The following is a 25879-nucleotide window of genomic DNA, read 5'->3' on the forward strand; positions in this document are numbered from 1 at the left end:
TGGTGGAAGCTGTAGATGATCTTCTCCAGCCGCGTCTTCGTCATTGCGTGCTCGGGATCCTTGGCAATCTCTCCGAGAATGTGGCTGCGCAGTTCGGAGAGGTTCTTGGTCAGCTCGCGCCCCTGCTGTTCGGTGAAATCGTCGGTAAAGGTGAAGCGGCTTTTGACTGTCTGCCGCTTGTTGTCCCAGGCATCTGTCAACACCATATATTGGCTGTCGACGTAGAACTGGTTGCCACGGCCAACCGTGAAGAGAATTTGGATTTTGACCAGTTTGTTTTTCTGGGTCGAGCGGATGCGGTAGCAGAAGGATGCCATAGGTCAGGAGGTTTTGTCTGCTGCAAATGTAATCATTTTTGTCATACATTTGTCATACATCGGCCGAATTTTCGAAAACTTCCAGACCTTGCAGTTGATGAAAAACAGCTGTAAAATATTGATATATAGATAAAATAAAATTAAAATCGGTAAAATTCGATTCAAATTTATGGCGTCCGCTTCAGACCTCAGATTTCTGAAATTGCCGTTGTAAATCAATAGTTTACGATGGCAATTTTTCTTTTATACACAGATATACACACTAATTTCACAATTTATCTCCTATAAATATTTAGTGGTAATGGGGTGTTCTCTTAATCAATGCCTCATCGACTTTACGGGGATCAAATAGAATCATGCGCCCATCCTGGACAAAGGGAATGGCATCATGTAGTAAATTAGGTGAAACCATTATTGATGAGCTGAGGCTTTGCTACGTGGCGGAGCCTTCATTGCTTGACAATCTTAGTTCAGCAGCTTTTGGAGAATGTATTGACTTCGCCGACTTTTCAATAGTACGCATTGTTGGACAGAAAGCAGATTATTCCTGAATTTCATATAGACTATTCGGTTAGTCTCGAACGTCTTAGGAATCCGACCCTTTATGCTAAGCAAAAGAAGGCGTTGCATGACAAAACCAAAGGCATTTGTGTGTGTTGTTATGACAAGAAAACGGAGGTGGAGACAAATATATTTTGGACTTTTACGACAATCCGAAGTCTCTACATAGACTTGAAGTTCACCTAAATGCAGATGAAATCAGAACCTACTGCTCTACGGTGCATATGGTCCAATCTGTTGATTTGATTTTTGACAAAGAATTTCTGACCAATATGTTCTACTATCACCTTGTCTCAGTTGTAAGATTTACCCGAGGAAGGACCAAACTTGATTGGCGAGACATTTTATGCATATATAACAACCACCTCTGCCACTGCATCTATTTTTGATTTATTTTTCTGATAAATAGAAAAATAACTACAAGAATAGTCATGCAATTTTATTCATACGGTTCGATCGTCGTGGTCGATGCCGTGACTATGCTCCGCAAGAAGGTTTTCCGTTTCGAGGACCTTCTGTTCCAGAAGCCCGAAGGGTCGCTGGATTCGCTCGACATGCTGCCGCTGAACACGCCGCTGGAGAATCTGGCCGTCATCGACGAACACAGCCTCTTCCTGGCCGACGGGCAGGGGATGTTCCGCCCCGACACCGAGACCGGCGTGCTGACGCTGGTCAAGGGGGGCTACCACTTCGGCAACCAGGGGCAGACGATCGAGACCGTTGTGGCGACGCGCGGCATGACGGTCATTGGTGACCGCCTCTACTGCGCCGGAGGCGGTTTCTGGGTCGAGACCCAGCTCTTCGAATTCACGAAGCGCCGCGACGAGGTGACGTGTTCGCTGCCCCTTTCGGGGGAGTTCATCAGCGGCATCTGTCGCACGGGCGACCACGAGATCGTGGTGGGCACCTGTGGCCGCACGGGCGAGACGAAGAGCTACCTGACCTTCATCGATACGGAGACGATGACCCAGACGCGCAAGAAGTCGATCAATGCCGACATTTCGGCCGATCTGATGACCTTGTCGGGCATCAAGCTGGCGGGCGACTACCTCTGCTTTGCGGCCGGGACACTGGCCGTGAGCCGCGTGTCGCTCACGACGTGGCAGGTCGAGGAGTATACACGTCCAGGACGACCTCCCCGAAGCCCGCTATCTGACCTGCAACGTGGTGGCCGATCCGGAGCGGTTGCTGCTCTACGTCTCGGTTTCGGACGATCTGAACGAGGCGCGCACGGCCAATGGCAACCTCCTGGTCTACGACTGCAGCGGCGACAAGCCACGCCCTTCCCCGACGGGGGGGGTAGGCGTGGCTTTTTCGTATGCAGGCCTGCCGGCGTCTACTCTTCGACGCGCTTGCGGGGATGGATCATCTGCTCGGGGCTGAGCACCTTGTCGAGCTCCTCCTGGCTCATCAGCTTGTGCTCGAGCACCAGTTCGTAGATACCCTTGCCGGTCTGGAGGGCCTCCTTGGCCAGCATGCTCGAAGTCTCGTAGCCCAGATAGGGGTTCAGGGCCGTGACTACCCCGATGCTGCCGTGGACCATGCGGCGGCAGACCTCCTCGTTGGCCGTGATGCCGACGATGCACTTCTCGCGCAGGGTGTCGATGGCGTGGATGAGCATCTCGATGCTCTCGAAGAGGGCGTAGACGATGATCGGCTCCATGACGTTCAGTTCGAGTTGTCCGGCCTCGGCGGCGAAGGTCACGGTCAGGTCGTTGCCGATGACGCGGAAGGCCACCTGATTGACCACCTCGGGAATGACGGGATTGACCTTACCGGGCATGATCGACGATCCGGGCTGACGTGGCGGGAGGTTGATCTCGTTCAGACCGCAGCGCGGGCCGGACGAGAGCAGCCGCAGGTCGTTGCAGATCTTCGAGAGCTTGACGGCCAGCCGCTTCAGAGCCGAGGAGTTCATGATGAAGGCGCCGGTGTCGCTCGTCGCCTCGACGAGGTTCGACGATTCGCGCAGCGGCAGTCCGGTGATCTGGCAGAGGTGTTTCGTGCAGAGGGCGGCATAGTCCGGGTCTGCATTGATGCCCGTACCGATGGCCGTGGCACCCATGTTGATCTCGTAGAAGAGGTGCATGTTCGATTCGAGACGGTCGATCTCCTCGGTCAGCGTGGCGGCATAGGCCTCGAACTCCTGCCCGAGGGTCATCGGGACGGCATCCTGCAGTTGCGTGCGGCCCATCTTGATGACGCCGGCAAACTCTGCGCCCTTGGCGTGGAAGGCGTCGATCAGCCGGCGGAGCGCCTCGACGAGCTTCTCGATGCTGCGCACCGTGGCGATGCGTACCGAGGTGGGATAGGCGTCGTTGGTCGACTGCGAGAGGTTGACGTGGTTGTTCGGATGGCAGTATTGGTACTCGCCCTTGGTGTGGCCCAGCAGTTCGAGGGCGCGGTTGGCGATTACCTCGTTGGCATTCATGTTGGTGGATGTTCCGGCGCCGCCCTGCACCATGTCGACGACGAACTGTTCGCGGAGTTTGCCCTCGCGCAGCTCCTCGCAGGCGCGGACGATGGCCTCGGCGATCTGCGGATCGAGCAGCCCCAGGTCCCGGTTGGCCCGTGCGGCCCCCTCCTTGACCTCGGCCAAGGCGCGGATCAGTTCGGGGAAGAAGTTGAGCCGTACGCGGCTGATGTGGAAATTGTCCGCGGCCCGCATGGTCTGGATGCCGAAATAGTATTCGACGGGGATCTCCATTTCGCCCAGCAGGTCGTGTTCGCGCCGGGTCTTGCCCGACAACTTGATGTTCACGATGTCCATGATCGTTGTGTTTATGTCGAAAAAACGAAATCGAGCTTTCAGCAAATATACATCAAGTCGGGCAACAAAACAATGCCCGGCGCCGATTTTCAATCAACGGTTCATTTGTCCCGGGAAGCGGTTTCCGCCGGCTCTCCGGCAATGTCCGGCGGAGTGTTCCGGTGCCGGCGGCGGAACTCCAGCGGCGTCATGTCGTGGAAGCGCCGGAAGAGATACTCGCTGCAGGTGTCGATCGTGAAGCAGTGGACCGTGTCGGGCGGGATCAGAAAGAGCGAATGCGCCTCATGGCGGCATTGCCGTACGCGACACCTCTACGCCTTTCTCTGCACGCTGCCCTTCTCGTACGACGATCTGATGGCCACCCGATGGGAGGCCCTGAAGGAACGTGTGCTGCTGGGCATTCTCTTCATCGTCGTCTGTGCGACCTTCATCAGTTACATGCTGATCGTCGTCGGACAGAAGAACCTGTGTCCGACCGTGGCCGGCATGTACAACTACATCCAGCCGCTGGTGGCGTGCATCGTCACCGTCAGCCTGGGGCTCGATACGTTCAACCTGACCAAGGGGCTGGCCGTCTGTCTGCTCTTCGGCGGGGTCTACCTGGTGTCGGTCAGCAAGAGCCGTGCGGGGCTCGAACGCGATGCACAGGCTATGGTTCGGGAAGAGGCTGGGGATCGGGAATGATCTCGCGGCTCGGAGCGACGCCGTAGGTTGCCTTGTAGAGCTTCGAGAAGTGGGAGAGGTTGCGGAACCCCACGTCGAAACAGATCTCCGAGATCTTGCGGCCTCCCTTGCGGATCAGGTCGCGGGCGGCTTCGAGGCGTCGGGCGAGGATCCACTTCTGGGGAGTGAGTTCGCTCACCTTGGCGAAGTCGCGTTTGAAGGTGGCCAGCGAACGGCCCGTGTAGGCGGCGATCTGACCCATCGATAGATCGTACATGTAGTTCTCGTTCAGATAGTCGAGGATGTTGATCTTCCAGGGTTCGACGAAATCGAAGAGTGAGGCGTAGAGAGCCGGATCGGTTTCGAGAAGGAGGTGGACACCCTGGGCCATTCTCTGTTTGAGTTTCTCTTCCGAGGGTTTGGTTTCCGCTTTGAAACAGGGTTGGATCGACTCGAAGAAATTCCGGATATCGGGTCTTTGGGCGGGCAGGATCCGCAGACTGGTTTTGTCGCGGCGGGATTCGGCGGGGATCTGCGAGGGGTCGAGCGTGAGGTAGAATTCGCGCAGGAAACTCCGCGTGAATCTCAGGGCGAAGGAGTGATAGGGGTGTTGGGGGTTGGCGTGTTTCCAAAGCCGGATACGGTTGTCCCGACGGATGAAGGCGCACTCCCCGGTGCGAAGAGGCGTTCTGTGTCCGCGTTCTTCGATTTCGAGCAATCCCGAACAGAGATAGATCAGCGTGTGCTCGTTATTCTCGTGGGCGCAACTGCAATCATCCGAAAAGTAGCTTGCGATCCATACGTTCGAATCATTGAAAACGTCGAGTCGTTCCATCCTGGGCTCTTTTTTACAAAAATAGAGAGCCGGAATGAGAAACATTTTGTTTAGAGGCTCTTTTTCAAAAAATTGCTGATCTTTTGACTCTTCCGACAGGTGGTTTCCGGAAGCTTCTTCCGTGCGCCGACTCCTCTTCTCGAGGGCGCGGAGAGGGTGTGTCAGCCGTTGCGGCGCATCGAGAGCGAGATTCGCCCGCGGAGGGTGTCAACCCCCGTGACGCGCACTTCGACCTGCTGTCCCAGCCGGACGACATCGGCCGGCGAGGCGACGTAGCGGTTGGCCAGCTGCGAGACATGAACCAGTCCGTCCTGCTTGACCCCCACGTCGACGAAGGCTCCGAAGGCGGTGATGTTCGTGACGATGCCGGGCAGTACCATTCCGGGGCGCAGGTCGTCGATCGAGTGGATGTCCGGGGCGAATGCGAAGCCGTGAAGCGGCTGACGGGGATCGAGCCCGCGTTTGTCCAGCGCCTCGAGGATGTCGCGCACGGTGGGCAGCCCGACGCGCTCGTCGACATACCGTTCGGGCTCGATCCCCTCGCGCAGCGAACGATCCTCCAGCAGGCGTTCGACACTGACGCCCCGGTCTTTGGCCATGCGTTCGACGATGCGGTACGATTCGGGGTGCACGGCGCTGTTGTCGAGCGGATTCTCGCCGCCGACCACCCGCAGGAACCCGGCCGCCTGTTCGAAGGCCCGGGCTCCGAGCCTCGGCACCTGCAGCAGCGCCCGCCGTGTGGGGAAGTCGCCGTGGACGGCGCGGTAGGCGACGATCTTCTCGGCCAGCGCCGGTCCCAGCCCCGATACGTAGGTGAGGATGTGTTTCGAGGCCGTGTTGATGTTGATCCCGACGCTGTTGACGCAGCTTTCGACGACGACCTGCAGTCGGTTGCGGAGTTTCGTCTGGTCGACGCTGTGCTGATACTGTCCCACGCCGATCGACTTGGGATCGATCTTAACCAGCTCCGACAGCGGGTCGATCAGCCGTCGTCCGATGCTGATGGCGCCGCGCACCGTGACGTCCTGATCCGGGAACTCCTCGCGGGCCGTGGCCGAAGCGGAGTAGACCGAGGCGCCGTCCTCGCTCACGGCGAAGACCTCAACCCCTTCGATCCCGAGTTCGCGCACCAGTTGGAGCGTTTCGCGGCCGGCTGTTCCGTCGCCCACGGCGAAGGCCTCCGTGTGGTAGCGTCGGGCCAGAGTGCGGAGCGTCGCGGCGGCCTCTTCGCGGCGGTTCTGCGGCGGATGGGGGAAGATTGCCGTGTGGTGGAGCAGGTTGCCCTGCGAGTCGAGAACGACCACCTTGCAGCCGGTGCGGAAACCCGGATCGAGGGCGATCACGCGCTTCTGCCCCAGGGGCGAAGCCAGCAGCAGCTGGCGCAGATTCTCGGCGAAGATCCGGATTGCCTCGTCGTCGGCACGCTCCTTGGCCGCGGTGAGTTGTTCGGTCTCGAGCGAGGGGCGGATCAGCCGCTTGAACGCATCGGCGACGGCCGCCTCCATCCATCGGCGGGTGGTTGATCCCTGCCGGATGAAGCGGCGGCACAGTTCTCCGGTGCAGCGCTCCGCATCGATTTCGATCCCGACACGCAGAAAGCCTTCCTCCTCGCCGCGGCGCATGGCCAGATAGCGGTGCGAGGCGATGCTGCACAGGGGGGCCGAGGCGTCGAAGTAGTCCGCATACTTGACACCGGCCTCCTCCTTGCCGCGTACGACCCGCGAACGGATCACCCCTTCGCGGGCGAAGATCCGCCGCAGGGCGGCCCGGGCGTGGTCGTCCTCGGCCATGCGTTCGGCCGCGATGTCACAGGCCCCGGCCAGGGCCCCCTCCACGGTCGGCACCTCGGCCGTGACAAATCGCCGGGCTTCGCGTTCGAGCGACGGGGTGCGCTGTCCCTGGAGCAGGTTGGCCAGCGGTTCGAGCCCCCGTTCGCGGGCGATCGTGGCCCGCGTGCGGCGTTTGGGGCGGTACGGGAGATAGAGATCCTCGAGCGGAGCGGCCTCCCAGCACTCCTCGATCCGGCGGCGCAGTTCGTCGGTCAGGGCTCCCTGGCTCTGGATCGTCTCGAGAATGGTGCGTTTGCGGGCTTCGAGTTCGGTGAGGCGTTCGAGCTGCTCCCGGATGGCGGCCACCTGCACCTCGTCGAGCGAGCCGGTGGCCTCCTTGCGGTAGCGGCTGATGAAGGGGATGGAGGCCCCTTCTCGCAGCAGGCGGACGGCCCCTTCGACCCGGGGCAGGGCGATTTGCAACTGACGGGAGATGATCTCTTCCAACATGGGGTTTAATGCGCTTTTTCGGGGTTTGTGAGTCCGGGGATTCCGCTTCGTCTGTAGAGTCGGAGGTTATAGGTGAGCTGGAAGGTGACGTAGCGTCCCACGGCAAGATTCGTGATGTAGCGGAGCGTCGTTCCGGTGACGGCGCGGCGGAAGGCCGTGCCGTTCTGGTCGAGCAGGTCGTTCACGCCGACGCTCGCCTCGCCCAGCCGGTTGCGGAAGAGCTTCACGCCCAGTTGCGCGTTGCAGATGAACCGCTCCTCGAGGAACGGATCGGTCAGACCGCGGTAGTGGTTGTAGTCGGCGCTGGCGCGGATGACCAGCCGGTTGCGGATGACGAACGTGGTCTCGGCGCGGGCCTGCTGGCTGAAGTAGGTGTTGTCCAGGTCGCGGGTCTGCGAGGCGTTGAGACTCTGCTGATAGCTTCCGGTGTAGCTCAGGCGGAAGTCGATGGCTTCGGAGATGTTGCTTCCGAGCACGGCGCCGAGGTTGTAGGCGCGGTTCGAGAGGTGGTTGCGCACGCCGTTGATGATGCTGGGCAGCCTTCCCGTGGAGATGCCGGCCCTCAGGTTGAGGTTCGAGCGCAGCCACCGCACCGGGAATCCGTAGTTAAGCTGGGCGTGCAGATTGCGGTATCCGGCCAGATTGACCGGCCGTATGAACTGGTTGCCCTCGCCGAGTTGCGTGCCTTCGTCGTCGATGACGAACTCCGGGGTGTCGATCACCAGCGAGTCGGCGATGGTGTTGGGGCTGGCCGTGAATTCGGCCGAGAGGGTGAAGGTACGTCCCCGGTCGGGGTTCGTGCGGATGTACTGCCCCGAGAGGCGGTGCGTATAGACGGGATCGAGTCCCGGGTTGCCGGCCACGATGTTCTGCCGGTTGGTCGTGTTGACGATGTTCTGCAGATCGGTGGCCCGGGGATTCGACGTGCGGCCCGAGGCGTTGAATTTCAGTGTATTGTTGCGGTTGACGGCGATCTCCGCCACGGCGTTGTAGGTCAGGTTGTCGAACGCCGCCTCGGTGCGGACCGGATAGGGGAAGCGGTAGTCGCCCGCGAAGCCGGCATGCTGGTAGTAGAGCGTCGTGGCGACCTTCGTCTTCCGGAACCGGTACTGGTAGGTCGCCCCCACGCGATGGGTCAGATAGGCATAGTCGTATTCGGCCGACTGCTTGGGGTCGCGCTCCTCGGGGAAGCGGTTCTGGTCAGTCAGCCGGCGGGTGTCGCGGTCGACGCGGTAGGCGGCGTAGTTGAGGCGGTACTCGAGGCTCAGGCGCGAGCGTTTGGTCACCGAGAGGGTGTAGTTTGTCGAACCGTTGAGCTGGTAGCTGGGTTGGCTGCGCTGCGTGCGGGTGATGTTGCGCGAGGAGTAGTCGGTTGTATCGCACGCCGTATCGTCCGGGTCGCGGAAGGTATACTGCCGGGGTTGGCTCAGCTGTTCGTAGCTGCGGTAGCTGCCGCCCGCCCCGAAGGTGAGGTTCTGCGCCCGGCGGCCCGGCAGGCGGTAGCGGTAGGTCAGCTGGTTGGAGAAGTTCACGCCGCGGCTGTCGTTGTCGCCGAAGTTGCGGCGGCGGTAGACGAAGCGGATATCCTCCTCCGAGAAGCGGTTGTCCGTGCGGCTGAGCAGTTCGTTCCGCGAGTCGTTGTCCTGCACGCTCAGCGACGTGCGCATCATCAGCGAGTGGGAGGCCGAGATGCGGTAGTCGATGCGCGAATTGAAGCGGTGGTTGCGATTCAGCGCCCGGGAGGAGTTCTCGTCGTCGTAGAGCACGAGTTTGTCCGTGGAGGTGAAGCTCTGCTTTTCGGTCTGGCTGAGATTGTGGTTGTCGGTGCGGTTGAAGAAGTAGCTGGCCGCGATTTTGGCCTTCGCGCCCCAGTTGTCGCTGTAGTTGATGCCCAGGGCCTGGACCGTCGAGACACCGTCGAGAGGTTTGACCATGAAGTTCTTGTTCGAGGCCGTACGATTGCTCTCGCCGGAACTCCCGAGGATATCCTCGAACGAGAAGTTCTGGATGCTGACGTTGTTTGCCAGCCCGATGACGGTGATGCGGCGGTCGTGGTCGAAGAGGTTGACGTTTCCGCCGCCGATGTACTTGTCCGGGATTCCGTAGGCGGCGTAGAGGCGTCCGAAGGCTCCGCGGCGCTTGTCGGGGCGGGTGACGATGTTCAGGGCGGTGAATCCCTCGCCGGTGTCCACGCCGGTGAACTCCGACTGGTCGCTCTGGGCGTTGAAGATGTCGATGCTTTCGATCATGTCGGCCGGGATGTTGCGGATGGCCGACATGACGTCGTTTCCGAAAAATTCGCGGCCGTCGACATAGACGCGCTGGATCGAGCGTCCCTGGGCGGAGATGCCGCCGTCGGCGATCTCCAGTCCGGGCATCTTCTCGACGAGTGATCCGGCGTCGGCCCCGAAGGCCACCTTGTAGGCTGCGGCATGGTAGGAGAGCGTGTCGCCGTGTACGGAGGTGCGCAGCGCCGGGGTCTCGATCACCACGCGGTCGATCGCCTCGGCACGGGGCGTGAGCCACAGCGTGTCGAGCGTGAGCAGCGTCCCGCCGACGTGCAGGTCGCGGCACAGCGAATCGTAGCCCATCGAGGAGATCTCCAGCCGGTAGTCGCCTGCGGGGAGGCGTTCGAAACCTCCGCAGCCGTCGGTCCCGGAGGCGGTGTAGCGCGGTGCGGCGAGTGAATCCGTGCGGCTGTGCAGTCCGGCCACGGCTCCGATTACCGCCTCGCGAGTCGTGCGGTCCGCCACCCGGAAGCGCAGTCCGCCCGTCTGGGCCCGCACCCCTTCGGCAAGAAGGGCTGTCAGAAGACACACGGCAAGCAGTTTACGCGGATTCATCGTGAAACGGGGATTTTCGAAGGGTAAAGATAGCTTTTTTTGCGGGTCTTGCCGCCTGTTTGGAGCAGGAAGCGGGGCAAACGGTAAAAATTCGGGGTGGAACGGACTTCCCGCCGGCCGCTTTTTCGTATATTTGTCCGAAAGAACGGGGCCCGGGGAGCGGGGTTCCGGGCTGTAACTGCGAGACGAGATGAAAAACAAGGATATCTTCACCTTCCGGGATGCCGAGAAGCAGGTGGGGCCGGTGGCCTTCACGACGATGCTCAAACCCGCGGGCTCGACCTGCAACCTCGACTGCCACTACTGCTACTACCTGGACAAGGCCGTGCAGTACGGCGGCCGGCAGGCCGTCATGAGCGACGAACTGCTCGAACGCTACATCCGCCAGTATATCGAGGCCAACGAGGTCGATACGGTGCAGTTCTGCTGGCACGGCGGCGAGCCGCTGCTGCTGGGAATCGATTTCTACCGGAAAGCCATGGCCCTTCAGGAAAAGTATGCCGACGGCAAGCGGATCGAAAATACGCTGCAGACCAACGGCACGCTGGTCGACGAGGCGTGGTGCGAACTCTTCGCCGCGAACAACTTTCTGGTGGGGATCTCGCTCGACGGTCCGCAGGATATCCACGACGTGTTCCGTGTGACGAAGGGCGGTCGGCCGACCTTCGAACGGGTCATGCAGACGATTTCGATGTTCCGGCACGGCGGCGTGGAGTACAATACGCTGAGTGTCGTGAACCGGCTGTGCGAGGGGCGTGGCGCGGAGATTTACCGCTTTTTCCGCGACGAGGTGCACAGCCGTTACATGCAGTTCCTGCCGGCCGTCGAACACGTCGTCGATGTCGAGGGTTTCCACCGCCCGCTGATCGTTTCGCCCGAGCGCGAGGGGGCGCGGCTGGCCGAATGGTCCGTGACGGCCGGGGGATACGGCCGCTTCCTGTGTGATATTTTCGACGAATGGGTTGTGAGCGACGTGGGGCGTACCTTCGTGCAGATGTTCGACGCCACGCTGGCGCAGTGGTGCGGCGTGCAGCCGGGAGTCTGTTCGATGGGCGAGACGTGCGGCGACGCGCTGGTCGTCGAGCACAACGGCGACGTCTACTCGTGCGACCATTTCGTCTACCCGGAATACCTGCTGGGCAACATCCGCGAGACGACCCTTGCGGAGATCTACCGCTCGAAGAAGCGCCGCGACTTCGGCCTGGCGAAGCGCAACGCGCTGCCGGCCGAATGCCTGCGCTGCAAATACTACTTCGCCTGCCGGGGCGAGTGCCCGAAACACCGCTTCGAGACGGGCGCGGACGGCTGCCGCAAGAATTCGCTCTGCGAGGGGCTGTTCCGCTACTTCCGCCACGTGGAGCCCTATATGGATTACATGCGCGATCTGCTGTCCAGACAGCAGTCACCGGCGTGGGTCATCCCCTTTGCCCGCAAGCGGATGGGGCTGATGTGACCCGGGCCTTCGGGAGTCGGTCCGGAATCGAAAAGGGCGCCTCTTCACACCGAAGAGGCGCCCTTTGTACGTGCAGGTCCTGTAAGCCGGGTTCTGTTCCCGGAGCGAGCCCCGGGCCTCTGTCATTTATCTACGACGGCAGTCACCTGCCGCCTCCAGCAACCTACCCCCCGGCATCGGGCGAGCAACCCTTAATTGCCGGTATACACGGTCTTGCAACCCACGGGACGTACGGCCGGACGACATCACTGCCTCCGCGGTGGGCTCTTACCCCGCCTTTTCACCCTTACCGGTCGGAAATTCCGGATCGCGGGCACCCCTCCCTGCGGGACGGGGCCTTGCCCGGACGCCTTTACCGGCGGTTATTTTCTGTTACGCTCCCATGACCTCACGGCCATCAAGTCGTTAGCTTGCGTGGTGCTCTGCGTTGCCCGGACTTTCCTCCCCCGGCCGACGGCCGGCAGCGACAGAGCGGACCTGCGGGGCAAAGATAGGGATTTTTCGGGGAATTCCTGCGGCGGAACGTGCTCTTTTCGCCTTTTGCCTTTCGTCTGCATTGGCCATGTTGGACCAATCGCTTCCCAGGCCGACTCGATGTCGATCCAGGTTCCCGCTCCGCCATCGAGGAAGAGCCGGTTCTCCATATGCCCCCGGTCATACTTCATGTCGAACGAGAGCCCCAGGGCCGGAACCGGCGTATAGGCGGCCGGTTTCTGGTTTTTCGGAAAATTTGATGTATCTTAGCGGAAAAACGAGCCATCATGCATCACTCCGAACTGCAATTCATCCCCTTCCGCTCGCGGCAGGACCGGTCGTGGTCCGAAGCCTGGGCTCTTTACGAAGCCTCGTTTCCCGCCTGCGAACGCTGGGACGCTTCGTCCTATGACCGGGCTTTCGCCGATCCGGCCTTCGAAGCCGACGCCATCCTCCTCGACGGAGCCTTCGTCGGGCTGTTCTTCCACTGGACGTCCGACGGATTCCACTACGTCGAGCACCTGGCCGTGTCGCCGCACCTGCGCGGGCAGCATCTCGGATCGCGGGCCCTGGAGGCCTTCTGCCGCGACCGGCGGGTCATTCTGGAGATCGATCCGCCCGAGGATACGGTCTCGATCCGCCGGCTGCACTTCTACGAACGGCTGGGCTTCGTCGCCAATCCCTACAATTACGTCCATCCTTCGTACCGGAGTCCGTTCCATCCCCACCGTCTGGTGTTGATGAGCCGTCCCGAGCCGCTCACCGACCAGGAAGCGCGCCGCTTCGCCGACTTCATCCGCGGGCACGTGCTGAGCTACTCCGATCACGAGAACCCCGCACTGCCGCGTATCGACTGAACGGCGGCGGCAGGGGGTACGGCCACAAAAAAAAGTCCGGCAGACTCTCTGTCGGACTTCTCGCGATTTGCGCAGTGGTGCGGGGCCGCCTACATCATTCCGACGACCCACTTCGTGAGGAAGTAGCCCCCCACGACGAGCCATACGTAGAGCAGCCCGGCCAGTACGAAGGGTTTGGCACCCGCCTGGCGGAACTTGTCGAGGCTCGTCTCGGTGCCCAGTGCCGTCATGGCCATCGTCAGCATGAAGGTGTCGATGTATTCGATCGTGCCGTTGAGCGGGATCTCGCGCACGCTCTCCACGCCGCACCAGTGCTGCAGCAGCGAGTTGAGACAGATGACGGCGATGAATCCGAAGGCGAACCACGGAATCGTGATACGGCTCTTTTCGGCCTTGGCGCCCTCGGCAACGGCGGCGGCATCCTCCCGGCGGCGGCGTCCGGCCAGCGCCAGACTCATCACCACCAGCACCGGAGCCAGCATCATCACGCGGATCATCTTCGTGATGGTGGCCGTGCCGGCAATGCCCAGCGAGTCGGTCGGGTCCATGGCGTTGCCCGCCCCGGCGACGTGGGCCACCTCGTGGAGCGTGCTGCCCGTGTAGATGGCCACGCCCGTATCCGAGAGTCCGTCGAGCATTCCCGTGCGGTACATGATCGGGTAGAGGAACATCGAGAGGGTTCCGAAGATAACCACCGTCGAGACGGCGATGGCGGTCTTGTAGCCTTCGCACTTGACTACGGGTTCGGCGCCCAGCACGGCGGCCGCACCGCAGATGGCGCTTCCCGTGGAGGTCATCAGCGCCGTGTCGCGGTCGATCTTCAGCAGACGGCCCAGCAGTACGCCGCCGAGGATCGTCACCACAACCACCACCAGGTCGACGACCACGGCCGGAACGCCCACGGCGGCCACCTGAGCCAGCGTCAGACGGAAACCGTAGAGGATGATACCCCAGCGCAGCACCTGTTTCGTGCAGAACTTGATGCCCGGGACCCACGTCTCGGGGAGTTTGTTGCGCAGGCTGTTGGCATAGAGCATGCCCAGCACGATACCGACGATCAGCGGGCTGAACGAGAGCCGCTTGACGATGGGGAAGCTGGCGATATAGAACGCCGCGAACGAGAACAATGCGATCAGCAGAATGCCGTGGAGGGTGTTTGCCCGATTGCCTTTTTCCAACATACGATAACTTTTTCTTTTTCCGGCCGCAAAGATCGCACCTTTTATCGAGATACCAAACAAGTAGGAGTTATCTTTGATAACTTCAGGTTATAACGAGATCGAACAGAACGGACAAAGGCCGGAAGCGGAGCGATTTGCCGGGACGAAAACAGGCGTCGTGGTGAGGCGGTTTTGCCGGGACGGCCGGTTCGTGCTGGAAGAGGACTCGAGAGGTGGAAGAACCGGGCGATCCTTCAGAGGTTTGCCAGAGCGAACTCCATGAACTGGCGCACGAGCCGTGCCGGATGGGCCTCGCTGTGGACGAAGACGAAGTCGCGCAGCAGCGTGAGACCCTCCAGATCGACGATCCGCAGCGCACCGCTGCGCAGTTCGTCGACCACCGAGAAGGCCGAGACGATGGCCATGGCGTCGCTGTTGCGCACGAAGCCCTTGATTCCCTCGGTCGACCCCATCCGCATGACGACGTGCAGCTGCGAGAGGCGGATGCCCCGTTCGGCCAGCGCCGCGGAGATTACCTCGAGGGTTCCCGAGCCGTTTTCGCGCAGCACCAGCGGGATGCGGCACAGCGTCTCGGGAGTTACCGTCTCGGTGCGGGCGTAACGCCCTGCGGGACGCGCCACCAGCACCAGTTCGTCGGGTCGGAACAGCGTGTAGTGGAGCCCCTGCCGGCGGCTGACGCTCTCGACCAGCCCCAGGTCGATCCGATGGTCGTCCAACGCCTGTTCGACCTGACCGCTGTTGCCCGAGAGGAGCGAGAGGCGCACCTTCGGGAAGCGGGCCGTAAAGCGCGCCAGAATCGGCGGCAGGAGGTATTGCGCAATGGTTGTACTGGCTCCGAGGCGCAGTTCGCCCTCGGTCTGGCCCGTGCAGAGGCTCATTTCGTACTCCAGACGGCGGTAGTCGTCGGCCACGCGTTCGGCCGCGTCGAGCAGCGTACGGCCTGCGTCGGTGAGTTCCAGCCGGCTTCCCCGGCGGGTGAAGAGCTGCACTTCGTAACGGGCCTCCAGTTCGCCGATGTGTTTGCTGACGGCCGGCTGCGAGATGTCCAGCTGCTCGGCCGTGCGTGTGAAGCTCAGCGTCCGGGCCGCCGTGATGAAGACCTTGAGTCGGAAGTCGTCCATGGCCGTCAACCCAGATGGCCTTCGGCGGCAAACTCCGCCACGGAGCGAATGTAGTGGTCGATCGTCTCGCGCATCGAGACGAACGACTTGCCGCCGGCGGCATTCTTGTGGCCGCCGCCGTTGAAGTATTTGCGGGCGAAGAGGTTGACGTCCACGTCGCCGCGCGACCGCAGCGAGACGCGGATGAACTTGCGGTGGGCCAGGAACATGGCCGACATCTTGACCGACTTGATCGTCAGGGCGTAGTTGACGAAACCCTCGCTGTCGCCCTGCTGGAACTGGAAGCGGCGCATCTCACCTTCGAGCAGCGACATGTAGGCCACCGTGCCGTTCTGGATGATCTGCATCTTGCGGTTGATGGCGTAGCCGAACAGGCGGGCGCGGCCTTCGGTGTAGGCGTTGTAGACGTTGTTATGGATCGTGGGGATGTCGATTCCCTTCTCGATGAGGACGGCCACGGCGCGGAACAGCTCGGGCGTAAGGAACGAGAAGGCGAAGTTGCCCGTATCGGTCATCATGCCGACGTAGAGCAGTTCGGCCATGCTGCGCGTGATGGCCTGCGTACCGCACAGCGCCTCGATGATGGTGTAGACCAGGAAGCAGGTGCTCGACGAATCGGGGTGTGAGAAGGCCAGGTCGAAGCCTTCGGTCGGCGAGAGGTGGTGGTCGATCAGCACCCGCACGGCCGAGGTGTTCTCCTCGATGGTCTGGCTGAGGTTTTCGAGCCGCGAGATGGCGTTGAAATCCAAACAGAAGAGGATGTCGGCCTCGGCCACGGCCCGTGCTGCCCGGCCTTCGGTATCGGTCTTGAAGACCACGACTTCGGCGATGCCGGGCATCCAGTCGAGGAAGTAGGGGTACTTGTTCGGGACGATGCAGGTGACCGAGTGTCCCATTTCCCGCAGCACTTCGGCCCAGGCGAGCGACGATCCGACGGCATCCCCGTCGGGGTTGGTATGAGACAGGATGACGACATGCTGTGCGGGGCGTGCAAGCAGTTCCCGCAGGCGTATGATATGCTCTTTCGACAGTTCCATCGGAGTTACGCGTTGGTGGGTCCGGCAAAGATACAAAAAAAGAGAGACATAGCAAACCGACTTCCGATTCGGGGTGTTCCGCCGCCTATCGGCTTCCGGAATTCCGCTCCACGATGGAGCCCTGGAGCCTTCTGCCGGGGATCGGGAGGGCATGGAGCCGGGGAGCCGCTGCCGCACGGGTTTTCACGTCGGGTTTCTGTCCCGAGTCGATCCACTCCAGGGCCAGGGCCGTCAGACCGTCGTCGGGGCTGCCCCGGTCGGCCACTCGAAGTTGTTCTCCGGAGCCTCCAGATCGGGTGTGAAACCCTCTCCGTAGTCGGAAGATCCCCGGGCGTTCTCCGCATAGAAGGTGATCGGGCTGAAGTCATACTCGTAACCGTCCAGGATCCGGGAGCTGCTCTCCATGCCGACGTTCTTGCCGTTGGTCCTAACGCCGATCAGCCGCACTTCGAGGTCCAGTCCGCGCAGGCCGTTGATGAGCAATTCGCCGGCCGAGGCGGTTGCCTTCGGGCAGAGGAGGTTGATCCGCGGAAGCCCGAGCGAGACATCCAGCGCCGACGTGATCTTGTCATGGTTGCCGCGGCCGAAGTCGGCGTTGCCGATCCGGAAGACTTTGCCCGACTCACCGGCGGCCTGGCGGCCGGCATCCTCCGTTTCGACCTTGCAGCGTCCGATCCTGGAGTAGAACGACAACCGCGTGCCGTTTTCCCGGTATCCGTCGTCGTGGTTGACATCGTCCTGCGCGGCAACGTCCAGGAGAATCCTCTCCAGAAACGCCTGGTAACCGAGCGCATAATCGGGTGTCACCTGCTTCACGGCATCGTTCCACAGGTAATTCCCCTTCATGTAGTCGAACATCCACTCCTTGAGCTCCTGTTCGCTTCCGAGCGTGATCTCCGTTTCGTCATTGCTGTGCGGAGGCTTCCCGGCGGGCCTGATCGGTGCATCCTGCACCGGTCAGCAGCATCAGCAGTGATGCTCACCGGATGAGCTTTTTCAGCAGGGTGTTTTCCGTCATTTCGAGGATTGTTTTGTCGGTTTGTCATCGGTCGTGCGCCTCTTCTGCGCGGAGGCATGCCACCGGCACCACGCCGCAATGCCGCATTCCGTGCACTTCGGGGCCCGCGCCGTGCAGACGTAACGCCCGTGAAGGATCAGCCAGTGGTGGGCAATGGGCAGCAACGGCCCGGGGATGTTTTTTTCGAGGGTCAGTTCGGTCTGCAGCGGGGTTTTCGAACGCGTCGTCAGTCCGATGCGCTCCGAGACGCGGAAGACGTGCGTGTCGACCGGCATCACCTGCTTCTGCCACAGTACGGCTCCCAGCACGTTGGCCGTCTTGCGGCCAACGCCCGGCAGGGTCTGCAGCGCTTCGAGATCGCTCGGCACCTCGCCGCCGAAATCCGCGCAGAGCTTGCGTGCCATGGCGGCCAGATTGCGCGCCTTGTTGTTCGGGTAGGAGATGCTGCGGATGTAGGGGAAGATCTCCTCGGCCGAGGCGGCGGCCATGGCCTGTGGCGTGGGGAAGGCCTCGAACAGCGCCGGGGTGGTCATGTTGACCCGCTTGTCGGTGCACTGCGCCGAGAGAACCACGGCCACCAGCAACTGGTAGGGGTTTTCGTAGTGGAGTTCGCTCTCGGCCACGGGCATGTGCTCCGAGAACCAGGCGATGATGCCTTCGTAACGTTCCTTGGTTGTCATGGTTTTCTGGTTTTATGACGTCGGAAGAGGATCTTCTTGACCAGCAGCCCCGGCCCTTCGGGACAGAGCAGCAGCCGCGGACAGCGGCGCACGTCGCTCCACCAGCGCGCCAGATACTCGCCGACGCTCCCCTCCCACGAGAGGACCCACAGCGCCACCGACGAACGGCGCCGCAGGATGCGGAAGCGGTTGCGCCCCGTGCCGTAGTGTCGCTCGAACCAGAGACTGATCTCCATGAGCGAGTCGCAGAAGGCGATCCGCCGGCGATAGGCCGTGCTGTGGCTCACGCTGTCGGGCAGGCGGCGGTGGACCGCCGTGATCTCGGGCAGAAAGGCGATGCGGCTGCGGACCGAGAACCAGAGCCACATCGGTGCATCGTCGGTCATCCATTCGGGATGCTCCTCGGGGCGTACCTCCGCGTAGTAGCGGGCGATCAGTTCGCGGCGGGCCAGCGTGGCGCAGTTGGCGATGGTCAGGCTGCAGAGCAGGTGGTCGAAATCGGTGTAATGCTGCGGATGGTCGGGTTCCGTGCGGTCGTCGGCCTGCCAGTAGTTCGAGGCCCGCGTGTAGCACATCCCGCAGCCGGGGTCCGCCTCCATCCGTTCGACCTGCCGCTGCAGCTTCGAGGGGTCGCACCACCAGTCGTCGCCGTCCAGATAGGCGACATACTCTCCGCGGCACGCCTCGAAGGTGCGTCGGTAGTTGGCCCGCCAGCCGACGTTTTCGGCCGAGGTCACCAGTCGGATGCGCTCCGGATAGCGGGCGGCGTACGTCATGCAGATCTCCCGCGTGGAGTCCGTGCTGCAGTCCTCGCCCAGCACCAGTTCGACGCCGAACGTCGTGCGCTGTTCGAGGACGCTCTCGATGGCGCGGGCCAGATATCGCTCGTGGTTGTAGGTGGTCATGCAGACCGACACCAGCGGCGTTTGTGATGCCGGGGCCGCCTCCGTTTGCCGTATCTTCTCCTCCATGGGTTTCAGAGTTTGGTCAGTTTGGCGAACTTCGCCAGCAGGGTCTTCTCGCCCGCATTGTCGAAGCGCACCACCAGTTTGTGATCCGTCGCCAGGGTCTCGATGCGCTCGACGATGCCGACGCCGAACTTCGGGTGTTCGACCCGCTGCCCCACGACATATCCGCCCGTCGGGGCGCCGCCTGCGGGGACTCCCGCATCGGCTGCTGCAGCCGGCCGCACGCCGACACGCCGCATCCCCTCGGTCGAGGTGCGCAGCGGCTCGACCAGTGCCGGGTCGGGACGTCCCGACGGTTGCTGCGGCTGCGTGGCCCGGGCAAAGTGGCGCGCCGGGCCCGATTCACCCTCCGGCCGCGTGCCGTAGGTACTGCGCGAGGCTCCGTACCCGCCGCCGAATCCCGCCCGCCGGGCTTCCGATCCGCCGCCATAGCCTCCGCCGCGGCCGTAGGAGCCCGACGTGCCCGAGGGGGCGCCCCCGCTGCGGCCGAAGCCGTTCGGCGCTCCGCTGCTGGGGCGCAAGCCCTGGCGCTGCTGCTGGAAACGGTAGTCAAAGCGGCGGCGCAGTTCGTCGATGGCCGACGAGCCGTCGCTGCCGGGACGGCGCTCCTGCTCCTCGTCGGGGTCCGCCTCATACTCGACGTAGCGCGGGTCGATCTCGCGCAGGAAGCAGCTCGGACGCGAAAACTCCATGTTGCCCCACTTGAAGCGCATCTCGGCATAGGAGATCGTCGCCGAGACCTTGGCCCGCGTCAGCGCCACGTAGAACAGGCGCCGCTCCTCCTCGATGCCGTCGGGCGACTCCGCCGCGCGTTGCGAGGGGAAGAGGTTCTCCTCCATGCCGACGATATAGACATATTTGTATTCGAGCCCCTTGGCCGAGTGGACCGTCATCAGGGTTACCTTGTTGCTGCTCTCGGGGTCGTCCTTGTCCATGTCCGACATGAGCATCATGTTCTGCAGCCACTCCTCGACCGTCGCCTCGTCCTCGGGCTGGCGTTCGCCGTTGCGGATCTCGGCGTCGCAACGCTCCTTGAACTCCTGCATCGAGTTGAGCAGCTCCTCGATGTTGTCCAACGCCGAAGTCGCCTCGGGGGTGTTCTCGGTGCGGTAGGCGGCGATGATCCCCGAACGGGTGGCTACCTCCAGACCGAAGTCGTAGAGGCTCTTGTCCGCCCGCGAGAGCGACAGCGAACGGATCATCCCGACGAACTCGGTCACCTTGCGGGCGATGGCCCGCTGCACGGCGTCGGTCGTCGGCTGGGCCACCAGCGCGTCGACCGCCTCCCACATCGAGACGCCGTGTGCGGCGGCCAGATCGGCGATCCGCTGCACGGTCGTGTCGCCGATGCCGCGCGCCGGGTAGTTGACGATGCGGCGGAAGGCCTCGTCATCGCGCGGGTTGATCACCAGCCGGATGTAGGCCATCATGTCCTTGATCTCCTTGTGGTCGTAGAACGACGAGCCCTTGTAGATGCGGTAGGGGATTCCGTGGCGGCGGAGGTTGTCCTCCAGTACGGCCGACTGGTTGTTCGTGCGGTAGAGGATCACCGCCTCGGACCACTCGTCGCCTGCGGCGCGCACCTTGTCGCGTAGGTCCGAGACCACCATCTCGGCCTCCTCGCGGTCGGTGTAGGCCTTCAGGATGCGGATCTTCTCGCCGCGGGGTCCTTCGGAGAAGCAGTTCTTCTCCATGCGCTTCGAGTTGTGGACGATGACCGAGTTGGCCGCCTCGACGATCGTACGCGTCGAGCGGTAGTTCTGCTCCAGCTTGAAGACCTGTGCATCGGGGTAGTCGTTGCGGAACGAGAGGATGTTCTCGATCTTTGCCCCGCGGAACGAGTAGATCGACTGTGCGTCGTCGCCCACGACGCACACCTTCGAGTGGTGTTGCGACAGCCGCCGGATGATGACATACTGCGCGTAGTTGGTGTCCTGGTACTCGTCGACCAGAATGTACTGGAACAATTCCTGGTAGCGGGCCAGCACGTCGGGGCAGTCGCGCAGCAGGATGTTGGTCTGCAGCAGCAGATCGTCGAAGTCCATCGCGCCGTTGTGCTTGCAGCGCTGGCAGTAGGTGTTGTACAGATGGCCGAATTCGGGGATCTGCATCTGCCGGTCCTCGGCCGCCAGCGACGCGTTGGCCAGATAGGCCCCCGGGGTGATGAGCTTGTTCTTGGCCAGCGAGATGCGCGAGGCGATCGAGGCCGGCTTGTACCGTTCGTCCGGGAGGTTCATCTCGCGGATGAGAGTCTTGAGCAGGTTACGGCTGTCCGACGAGTCGTAGATGGTGAACGACTCCGAGAATCCGATCCGTTCGGCATTCTCGCGCAGGATGCGTGAAAAGACCGAGTGGAACGTTCCCATGCGGATGTATCGGCTGCGGTTGTCGGGCAGCATTCCGGCAATGCGTTCGCGCATCTGCTCGGCGGCCTTGTTGGTGAAGGTCAGCGCCAGGATGTTCCACGGTTTGACCCCCTGTTCGATCATGTAGGCGATGCGCGAGGTGAGCACGCGGGTCTTTCCGGAGCCCGCCCCCGCTATGATGAGTGACGGCGAGTCGTAGTTGACGACCGCCGCCCGCTGGGCCGGATTGAGCCCCTGCAGTATTGGTGATTCGTTGGATTCCATGACCGCAAAGGTAATAAGAATTCGACGAAGAATTTTCCCTCAGGGGTCACTATTTCTTTCCGCGGGGCGGGGTGTGCCGGAATGCAGCCGCAGCTCCCGGTGCGCCGCTCCGACTCCACCCCCCCCCTCGCCCGAAGCCGGATGTCCCGGACCTCCGCCACCGCCCTCCCCGCCCGGCCACCCCGCACAACCGGCGGCTCTCATCCGGCAGGCGCCCGAGCCACACCCGGATCCCCGCCGAAAAACGAGGCTCCGAAGGAATATTTTTCGAAGAAAATAATAACTTTGCATCCGAATCGTTAAAACTTTTGCAACGACACCCTCAGCACCCGTTCTTCCGCTGCGATCGGGAGCTTCCGCAACACCCCGTGCCGAGAGGGCCCCGAGCGGTCCCGGCCGCAGTGCGCTCGCGACGGCTTCGACGCCTCCCGGACAGGGCGGACGGAACTGGTTCTCCGGGGTCCTGCATGACGGATCCAGAACAAACAACGAACATACATAAAAGACAATGAGCGAAGTCATCAACATCAAGGAACTCAACGAGCGCATCGAACGCGAATCGGTATTCGTCGACACGCTGCGCACCGAAATGGGCAAGGTCATCGTGGGTCAGAGCCATCTGATCGACACGCTGCTGATCGGTCTGCTCTCCAACGGCCACATCCTCCTGGAGGGTGTCCCGGGACTGGCCAAGACGCTGGCCATCACGACGCTGGCCAAGGCCGTCGACGCCGATTTCTCGCGTATTCAGTTCACCCCGGACCTGCTGCCTGCCGACCTGATCGGTACGCTGATCTACTCGCAGAAGAGCGAGGATTTCGTGGTTCGCAAGGGCCCGATCTTCGCCAACTTCGTGCTGGCCGACGAGATCAACCGTTCGCCGGCCAAGGTGCAGTCGGCGCTGCTCGAGGCCATGCAGGAGCGTCAGGTGACCATTGGCGACAATACCTACCCCCTGCCGCAGCCCTTCCTGGTGCTGGCCACGCAGAATCCCCTCGAACAGGAGGGTACCTATCCGCTGCCCGAGGCACAGGTCGACCGTTTCATGCTCAAGGCCAGGATCTCCTATCCCAAGAAGCAGGAGGAGCGCGACATCGTGCGCATGAACCTCTCGGGAGCCGGCATGCCCCAGGTCAACAAGGTCATTACGCCGGAGGATATCGTCAAGGCCCGCCGGGTGGTCGAGGATGTCTACATGGACGAGAAGATCGAGAAGTACATCGTCGACATCATCTTCGCCACGCGTGAACCGGCCGAGTACAACCTGCAGAAGCTCCAGAACCTGATCGCCTACGGCGGTTCGCCGCGTGCGTCGATCTCGCTGGCCAAGGCCGCCCGTGCCTACGCCTTCATCCGGCGCCGCGGGTACGTCATTCCGGAGGATGTGCGCGCCGTTTGCCACGACGTGCTCCGCCACCGTATCGGACTGACCTACGAGGCCGAGGCCGAGAACATCACCACCGAGGAGATCATCACCGATATCCTGAACAACGTAATCGTGCCCTAATGATGCAGGAGAGCGAGAACGATATTCTCAGACGCGTCCGCAAGATCGAGATCAAGACCCGGGGTCTGTCGAACGAGATCTTTGCCGGAAAGTACCATACGGCTTTCCGCGGACGGGGCATGTCGTTTTCCGAGGTCCGCGAATACCGCGCCGGAGACGACGTGCGCGACATTGACTGGAACGTCACGGCCCGTTCGCGCAAACCCCACATCAAGGTCTACGAGGAGGAGCGCGAACTGACGATGATGCTCGTGGTCGACGTCTCGGGCTCGCGCATGTTCGGCTCGACCGACCGCCTGAAGAAGAACATCATCACCGAAATCGCCGCCGTGCTGGCCTTCTCCGCCTCGCAGAACAACGACAAGGTGGGGTGCATCTTCTTTTCGGACCGTGTCGAGAAGTTCATCCCCCCGAAGAAGGGGCGCAGCCACATCCTGATGATCATCCGCGAGCTGATCGGCTTCCAACCCCAATCCACGGGGACGAAGCTCTCGGAGCCGATCCGCTTTCTGACGAACGTCAACAAGAAGCACTGCACGACCTTCATCCTCTCGGACTTCATGGATTCGTCGGACGACCGTGCGGCGCTGGACGATGCGCTGAAGATCGCCGGCAGCCGCCACGATCTGGTCGGCATCCGGGTCTACGACCCCCGCGAGACGGAACTTCCCGACGTGGGGATCGTCGAGCTGCGCGACGCCGAGAGCGGGCGCAAGGTCTGGGTCGACACCTCGTCGCGTGCCGTGCGCGATCACTACGCCGCCTCGTGGCGCGAGCTGAGCGAGCGGATCGACTCCACGCTCAAACACAACCGCATCGATACGGCTACGATCTCCACCGACGGCGATTACGTCGCCGAACTGATGAAACTTTTCAAACAGCGATGAAACGTCTCTCAACCATAGCCCTGTTTGTCGGGCTGACCCTTGCGGGCGGCTCGTTGCGGGCACAGAATATGCCCGTCGTCACGGCGCACATCGAGCCCGACAGCATCATGATCGGCGACCGCTTCGACTACGTCATCGACGTGGAGAAGGACCTGGTTCAGGTGGTCGACTTTCCGGTTTTCGACCCCCGCGACGGCAAGCTCGAACTGGTCGAGAGTCTCCCCGTGGATACGCTCGAACGCGACGGGCGGCACCTCCGGCTGCGCAAACGCTACCGTCTGGCGGCCTTCGACGAGGGCAAGTACAACCTCGGCGTGGCCCAGGTGCTCTATGCCGACAAGAATATCCTCGATACGCTCCGCAGCCGTGATTCGCTCTATCTGGAGGTGGCGACCTTCCAGATCGACTCCACCTCGCAGTCGATCTACGACCTCAAGGGGCAGAAGACGCTTCCGTTCCAGCTGCGCGAGATCCGGGGCTACCTGCTGTGGGGGCTTCTTGTCCTGCTGATTCTGGCGGCCGGGGCGTGGGGGCTTCACCGCTGGCTGGCCAAACACGGCAAGGGATTCGGCGATCTGTTCAAGCCGGCGCCGCCGCTGCCGCCGCACGTGGCCGCCATCCAGGCCCTCGAGGCGCTCCACAACCAGAAACTCTGGCAGAACAACCGCCACAAGCAGTACTATTCGGGTCTGACCGACATCCTGCGCACCTACATCGCCGGACGGTGGGGAGTCGGCGCCATGGAGATGACCTCCGACGAGATCATCGCGGCGATGCGCGGTGAGGAGCTTCCGGACAAGGCCCGCCGGGATATGGAGTCGATCCTGCGCGACGGTGATCTGGTGAAGTTTGCCAAGGCGACGCCCGATGCCGAGCAGAACGAGTCCGACTATCTGAAGGCCTACTATTTCGTCGAGGAGACCAAGCTCGTCGAGGAGACGACGGTCCAGCCGCCGGAGGATCCGATGCAGAATTAAACGCAACAACGATGTACAGAATACTATCCATTACCTTCGTTCTACTCTTTGCGGCGGCCGGCGTGCAGGCGCAGCAGCTGCCCGAGCGTTCGCTCGTGCGCAAGGGTACGCGGCAGTACAACAAGGGGGAGTACGAAACGGCGATCCAGCGTTACGAGGCGGCGCTGAAGGCCGCACCGGGGCTGTTCGAGGCGACGTACGACCTGGGCAACGCCCTCTACAAGGCCGAGCGTTTCGACCGTGCCGAGCAGACCATGCAGCAGGCCGCGGCCGACACGCTGCGCAGCGACACGGAACGTGCCGAAGCCTTCTACAACCTCGGCAACGCCCAGTTCAAACAGAAAAAGTACCAGGAGGCGCTCGAGAGCTACAAGCAGTCGCTGCGTCTGAATCCTGCGGACATGGAGACCAAGTACAACTACGCCTACACCAAGCGGCTTCTGGACCAGAACCAGAACGGCGGAGGCGGCGGCAATGACCGGAACCAGAATCAGGATCAGCAGCAGAACAAGGATCAGAATCAGGGTCAGAACCAGAATCAGGGCCGGAACAAGGATCAGCAACAGCAGCAGAATCCGCAGCAGCAGAACCCGGGCAAGGATCAGCAGCAGAACCAGCCGCAGAATCCGAACGGGAATCCCGACCAGAATGGCGAGCAGAAACCCGGCGAGGGTCAGCCGACGCCTTCGGGCATCTCGCCGCAGGAGCAGGAGCAGATGCTCGATGCCATCCAGGCCCAGGAGGACAAGACGCAGGAGAAGCTCAAGGAGAAGGCCAAGGGCGTGGTGGTTCGCGGCCGGAAAAACTGGTAAAAACGTTTG

At 62.0% G+C, this 25879-nt stretch carries 19 protein-coding genes, 1 other RNA gene and 1 pseudogene; 8 read left to right on the forward strand and 13 right to left on the reverse strand.

Annotation, left to right across the window (positions count from 1 at the left end; all coding sequences use genetic code 11):
* Positions 1–317: pseudogene (locus PUQ42_RS07605) on the reverse strand (site-specific integrase); the annotation flags it as partial.
* Between the two features lie 992 nt (positions 318–1309).
* Here PUQ42_RS07605 and PUQ42_RS07610 point away from each other — a divergent pair.
* A complete protein-coding gene (locus PUQ42_RS07610) occupies positions 1310–2317 on the forward strand; it encodes a hypothetical protein (RefSeq protein WP_273372558.1) in 1008 nt (335 codons plus the stop codon).
* Here PUQ42_RS07610 and aspA read toward each other — a convergent pair.
* Entirely contained in the window at positions 2215–3648 is a 1434-nt protein-coding gene (gene aspA, locus PUQ42_RS07615) for an aspartate ammonia-lyase (RefSeq protein WP_273372561.1), read from the reverse strand. The two genes, PUQ42_RS07610 and aspA, sit on opposite strands and share 103 nt — an antisense overlap.
* A gap of 189 nt (positions 3649–3837) precedes the next feature.
* On the opposite strand from aspA, the gene PUQ42_RS07620 reads away from it, so the two are divergent.
* Entirely contained in the window at positions 3838–4332 is a 495-nt protein-coding gene (locus PUQ42_RS07620; RefSeq protein WP_273372564.1) for a DMT family transporter, read from the forward strand.
* On the opposite strand, the gene PUQ42_RS07625 is transcribed toward PUQ42_RS07620, so the two are convergent.
* The 3 genes from PUQ42_RS07625 to PUQ42_RS07635 form a co-directional block, all read right to left on the reverse strand.
* Positions 4298–5146 (reverse strand): helix-turn-helix transcriptional regulator, encoded by an 849-nt coding sequence (locus PUQ42_RS07625; protein WP_273372567.1) that lies wholly within the window; start codon positions 5144–5146, stop codon positions 4298–4300. The two genes, PUQ42_RS07620 and PUQ42_RS07625, sit on opposite strands and share 35 nt — an antisense overlap.
* A gap of 161 nt (positions 5147–5307) precedes the next feature.
* The gene (locus PUQ42_RS07630; protein WP_273372569.1) at positions 5308–7425 is read right to left on the reverse strand and encodes a Tex family protein; all 2118 of its coding nucleotides are present in this window, start codon (positions 7423–7425) and stop codon (positions 5308–5310) included.
* Between the two features lie 5 nt (positions 7426–7430).
* On the reverse strand, positions 7431–10268 hold the full coding sequence (locus PUQ42_RS07635) for an outer membrane beta-barrel protein (protein ID WP_273372572.1): 2838 nt from the start codon (positions 10266–10268) through the stop codon (positions 7431–7433).
* A gap of 190 nt (positions 10269–10458) precedes the next feature.
* Here PUQ42_RS07635 and PUQ42_RS07640 point away from each other — a divergent pair, with 190 nt between their 5' ends.
* Positions 10459–11721 carry an anaerobic sulfatase-maturation protein gene (locus PUQ42_RS07640; RefSeq protein ID WP_122120057.1) on the forward strand — a complete coding sequence of 421 codons (1263 nt, stop codon included), beginning with the start codon at positions 10459–10461 and terminating at the stop codon, positions 11719–11721.
* Positions 11722–11787: 66 nt separating this feature from the next.
* Here PUQ42_RS07640 and rnpB read toward each other — a convergent pair.
* An RNA gene (gene rnpB, locus PUQ42_RS07645) (RNase P RNA component class A) lies at positions 11788–12204 on the reverse strand.
* Between the two features lie 278 nt (positions 12205–12482).
* On the opposite strand from rnpB, the gene PUQ42_RS07650 reads away from it, so the two are divergent.
* Complete coding sequence (locus PUQ42_RS07650; RefSeq protein WP_273372577.1) at positions 12483–13052, forward strand: GNAT family N-acetyltransferase; 570 nt, start codon at positions 12483–12485, stop codon at positions 13050–13052.
* A gap of 89 nt (positions 13053–13141) precedes the next feature.
* On the opposite strand, the gene PUQ42_RS07655 is transcribed toward PUQ42_RS07650, so the two are convergent.
* From PUQ42_RS07655 to PUQ42_RS07685, 7 genes are all read right to left on the reverse strand, one after another.
* On the reverse strand, positions 13142–14233 hold the full coding sequence (locus tag PUQ42_RS07655; protein ID WP_087404467.1) for a YeiH family protein: 1092 nt from the start codon (positions 14231–14233) through the stop codon (positions 13142–13144).
* A gap of 233 nt (positions 14234–14466) precedes the next feature.
* Positions 14467–15354 (reverse strand): LysR family transcriptional regulator, encoded by an 888-nt coding sequence (locus PUQ42_RS07660; RefSeq protein WP_087404596.1) that lies wholly within the window; start codon positions 15352–15354, stop codon positions 14467–14469.
* A 5-nt stretch (positions 15355–15359) separates the two neighbouring features.
* A complete protein-coding gene (locus PUQ42_RS07665; protein WP_087404466.1) occupies positions 15360–16391 on the reverse strand; it encodes a DHH family phosphoesterase in 1032 nt (343 codons plus the stop codon).
* 231 nt (positions 16392–16622) lie between these two features.
* Positions 16623–17345 carry a S41 family peptidase gene (locus PUQ42_RS07670; protein ID WP_273372582.1) on the reverse strand — a complete coding sequence of 241 codons (723 nt, stop codon included), beginning with the start codon at positions 17343–17345 and terminating at the stop codon, positions 16623–16625.
* 60 nt (positions 17346–17405) lie between these two features.
* Positions 17406–18089, reverse strand: coding sequence for an endonuclease III (gene nth, locus PUQ42_RS07675; RefSeq protein ID WP_087309603.1), 684 nt, complete (start codon positions 18087–18089; stop codon positions 17406–17408).
* Positions 18086–19060: a glycosyltransferase gene (locus PUQ42_RS07680; protein ID WP_273372586.1), complete on the reverse strand. Its 975-nt coding sequence runs from the start codon at positions 19058–19060 to the stop codon at positions 18086–18088. Before PUQ42_RS07680 ends, nth begins: the two co-directional genes overlap by 4 nt.
* A 5-nt stretch (positions 19061–19065) precedes the next feature.
* Positions 19066–21687: a UvrD-helicase domain-containing protein gene (locus PUQ42_RS07685; RefSeq protein WP_273372587.1), complete on the reverse strand. Its 2622-nt coding sequence runs from the start codon at positions 21685–21687 to the stop codon at positions 19066–19068.
* Between the two features lie 508 nt (positions 21688–22195).
* On the opposite strand from PUQ42_RS07685, the gene PUQ42_RS07690 reads away from it, so the two are divergent.
* The 4 genes from PUQ42_RS07690 to PUQ42_RS07705 are packed head-to-tail and all read left to right on the forward strand — an operon-like array spanning position 22196 to position 25870.
* Complete coding sequence (locus tag PUQ42_RS07690; protein WP_087309605.1) at positions 22196–23194, forward strand: AAA family ATPase; 999 nt, start codon at positions 22196–22198, stop codon at positions 23192–23194.
* Between the two features lie 2 nt (positions 23195–23196).
* Positions 23197–24081 carry a DUF58 domain-containing protein gene (locus PUQ42_RS07695; protein WP_087309802.1) on the forward strand — a complete coding sequence of 295 codons (885 nt, stop codon included), beginning with the start codon at positions 23197–23199 and terminating at the stop codon, positions 24079–24081.
* The gene (locus PUQ42_RS07700) at positions 24078–25058 is read left to right on the forward strand and encodes a hypothetical protein (RefSeq protein WP_122120063.1); all 981 of its coding nucleotides are present in this window, start codon (positions 24078–24080) and stop codon (positions 25056–25058) included. Before PUQ42_RS07695 ends, PUQ42_RS07700 begins: the two co-directional genes overlap by 4 nt.
* Before the next feature lie 11 nt (positions 25059–25069).
* Positions 25070–25870, forward strand: a complete 801-nt coding sequence (locus tag PUQ42_RS07705; RefSeq protein ID WP_087404882.1) for a tetratricopeptide repeat protein — start codon at positions 25070–25072, stop codon at positions 25868–25870.
* Positions 25871–25879 lie beyond the last annotated feature (9 nt).

This window comes from Alistipes megaguti, assembly GCF_944320325.1.
Taxonomy (GTDB): domain Bacteria; phylum Bacteroidota; class Bacteroidia; order Bacteroidales; family Rikenellaceae; genus Alistipes; species Alistipes megaguti.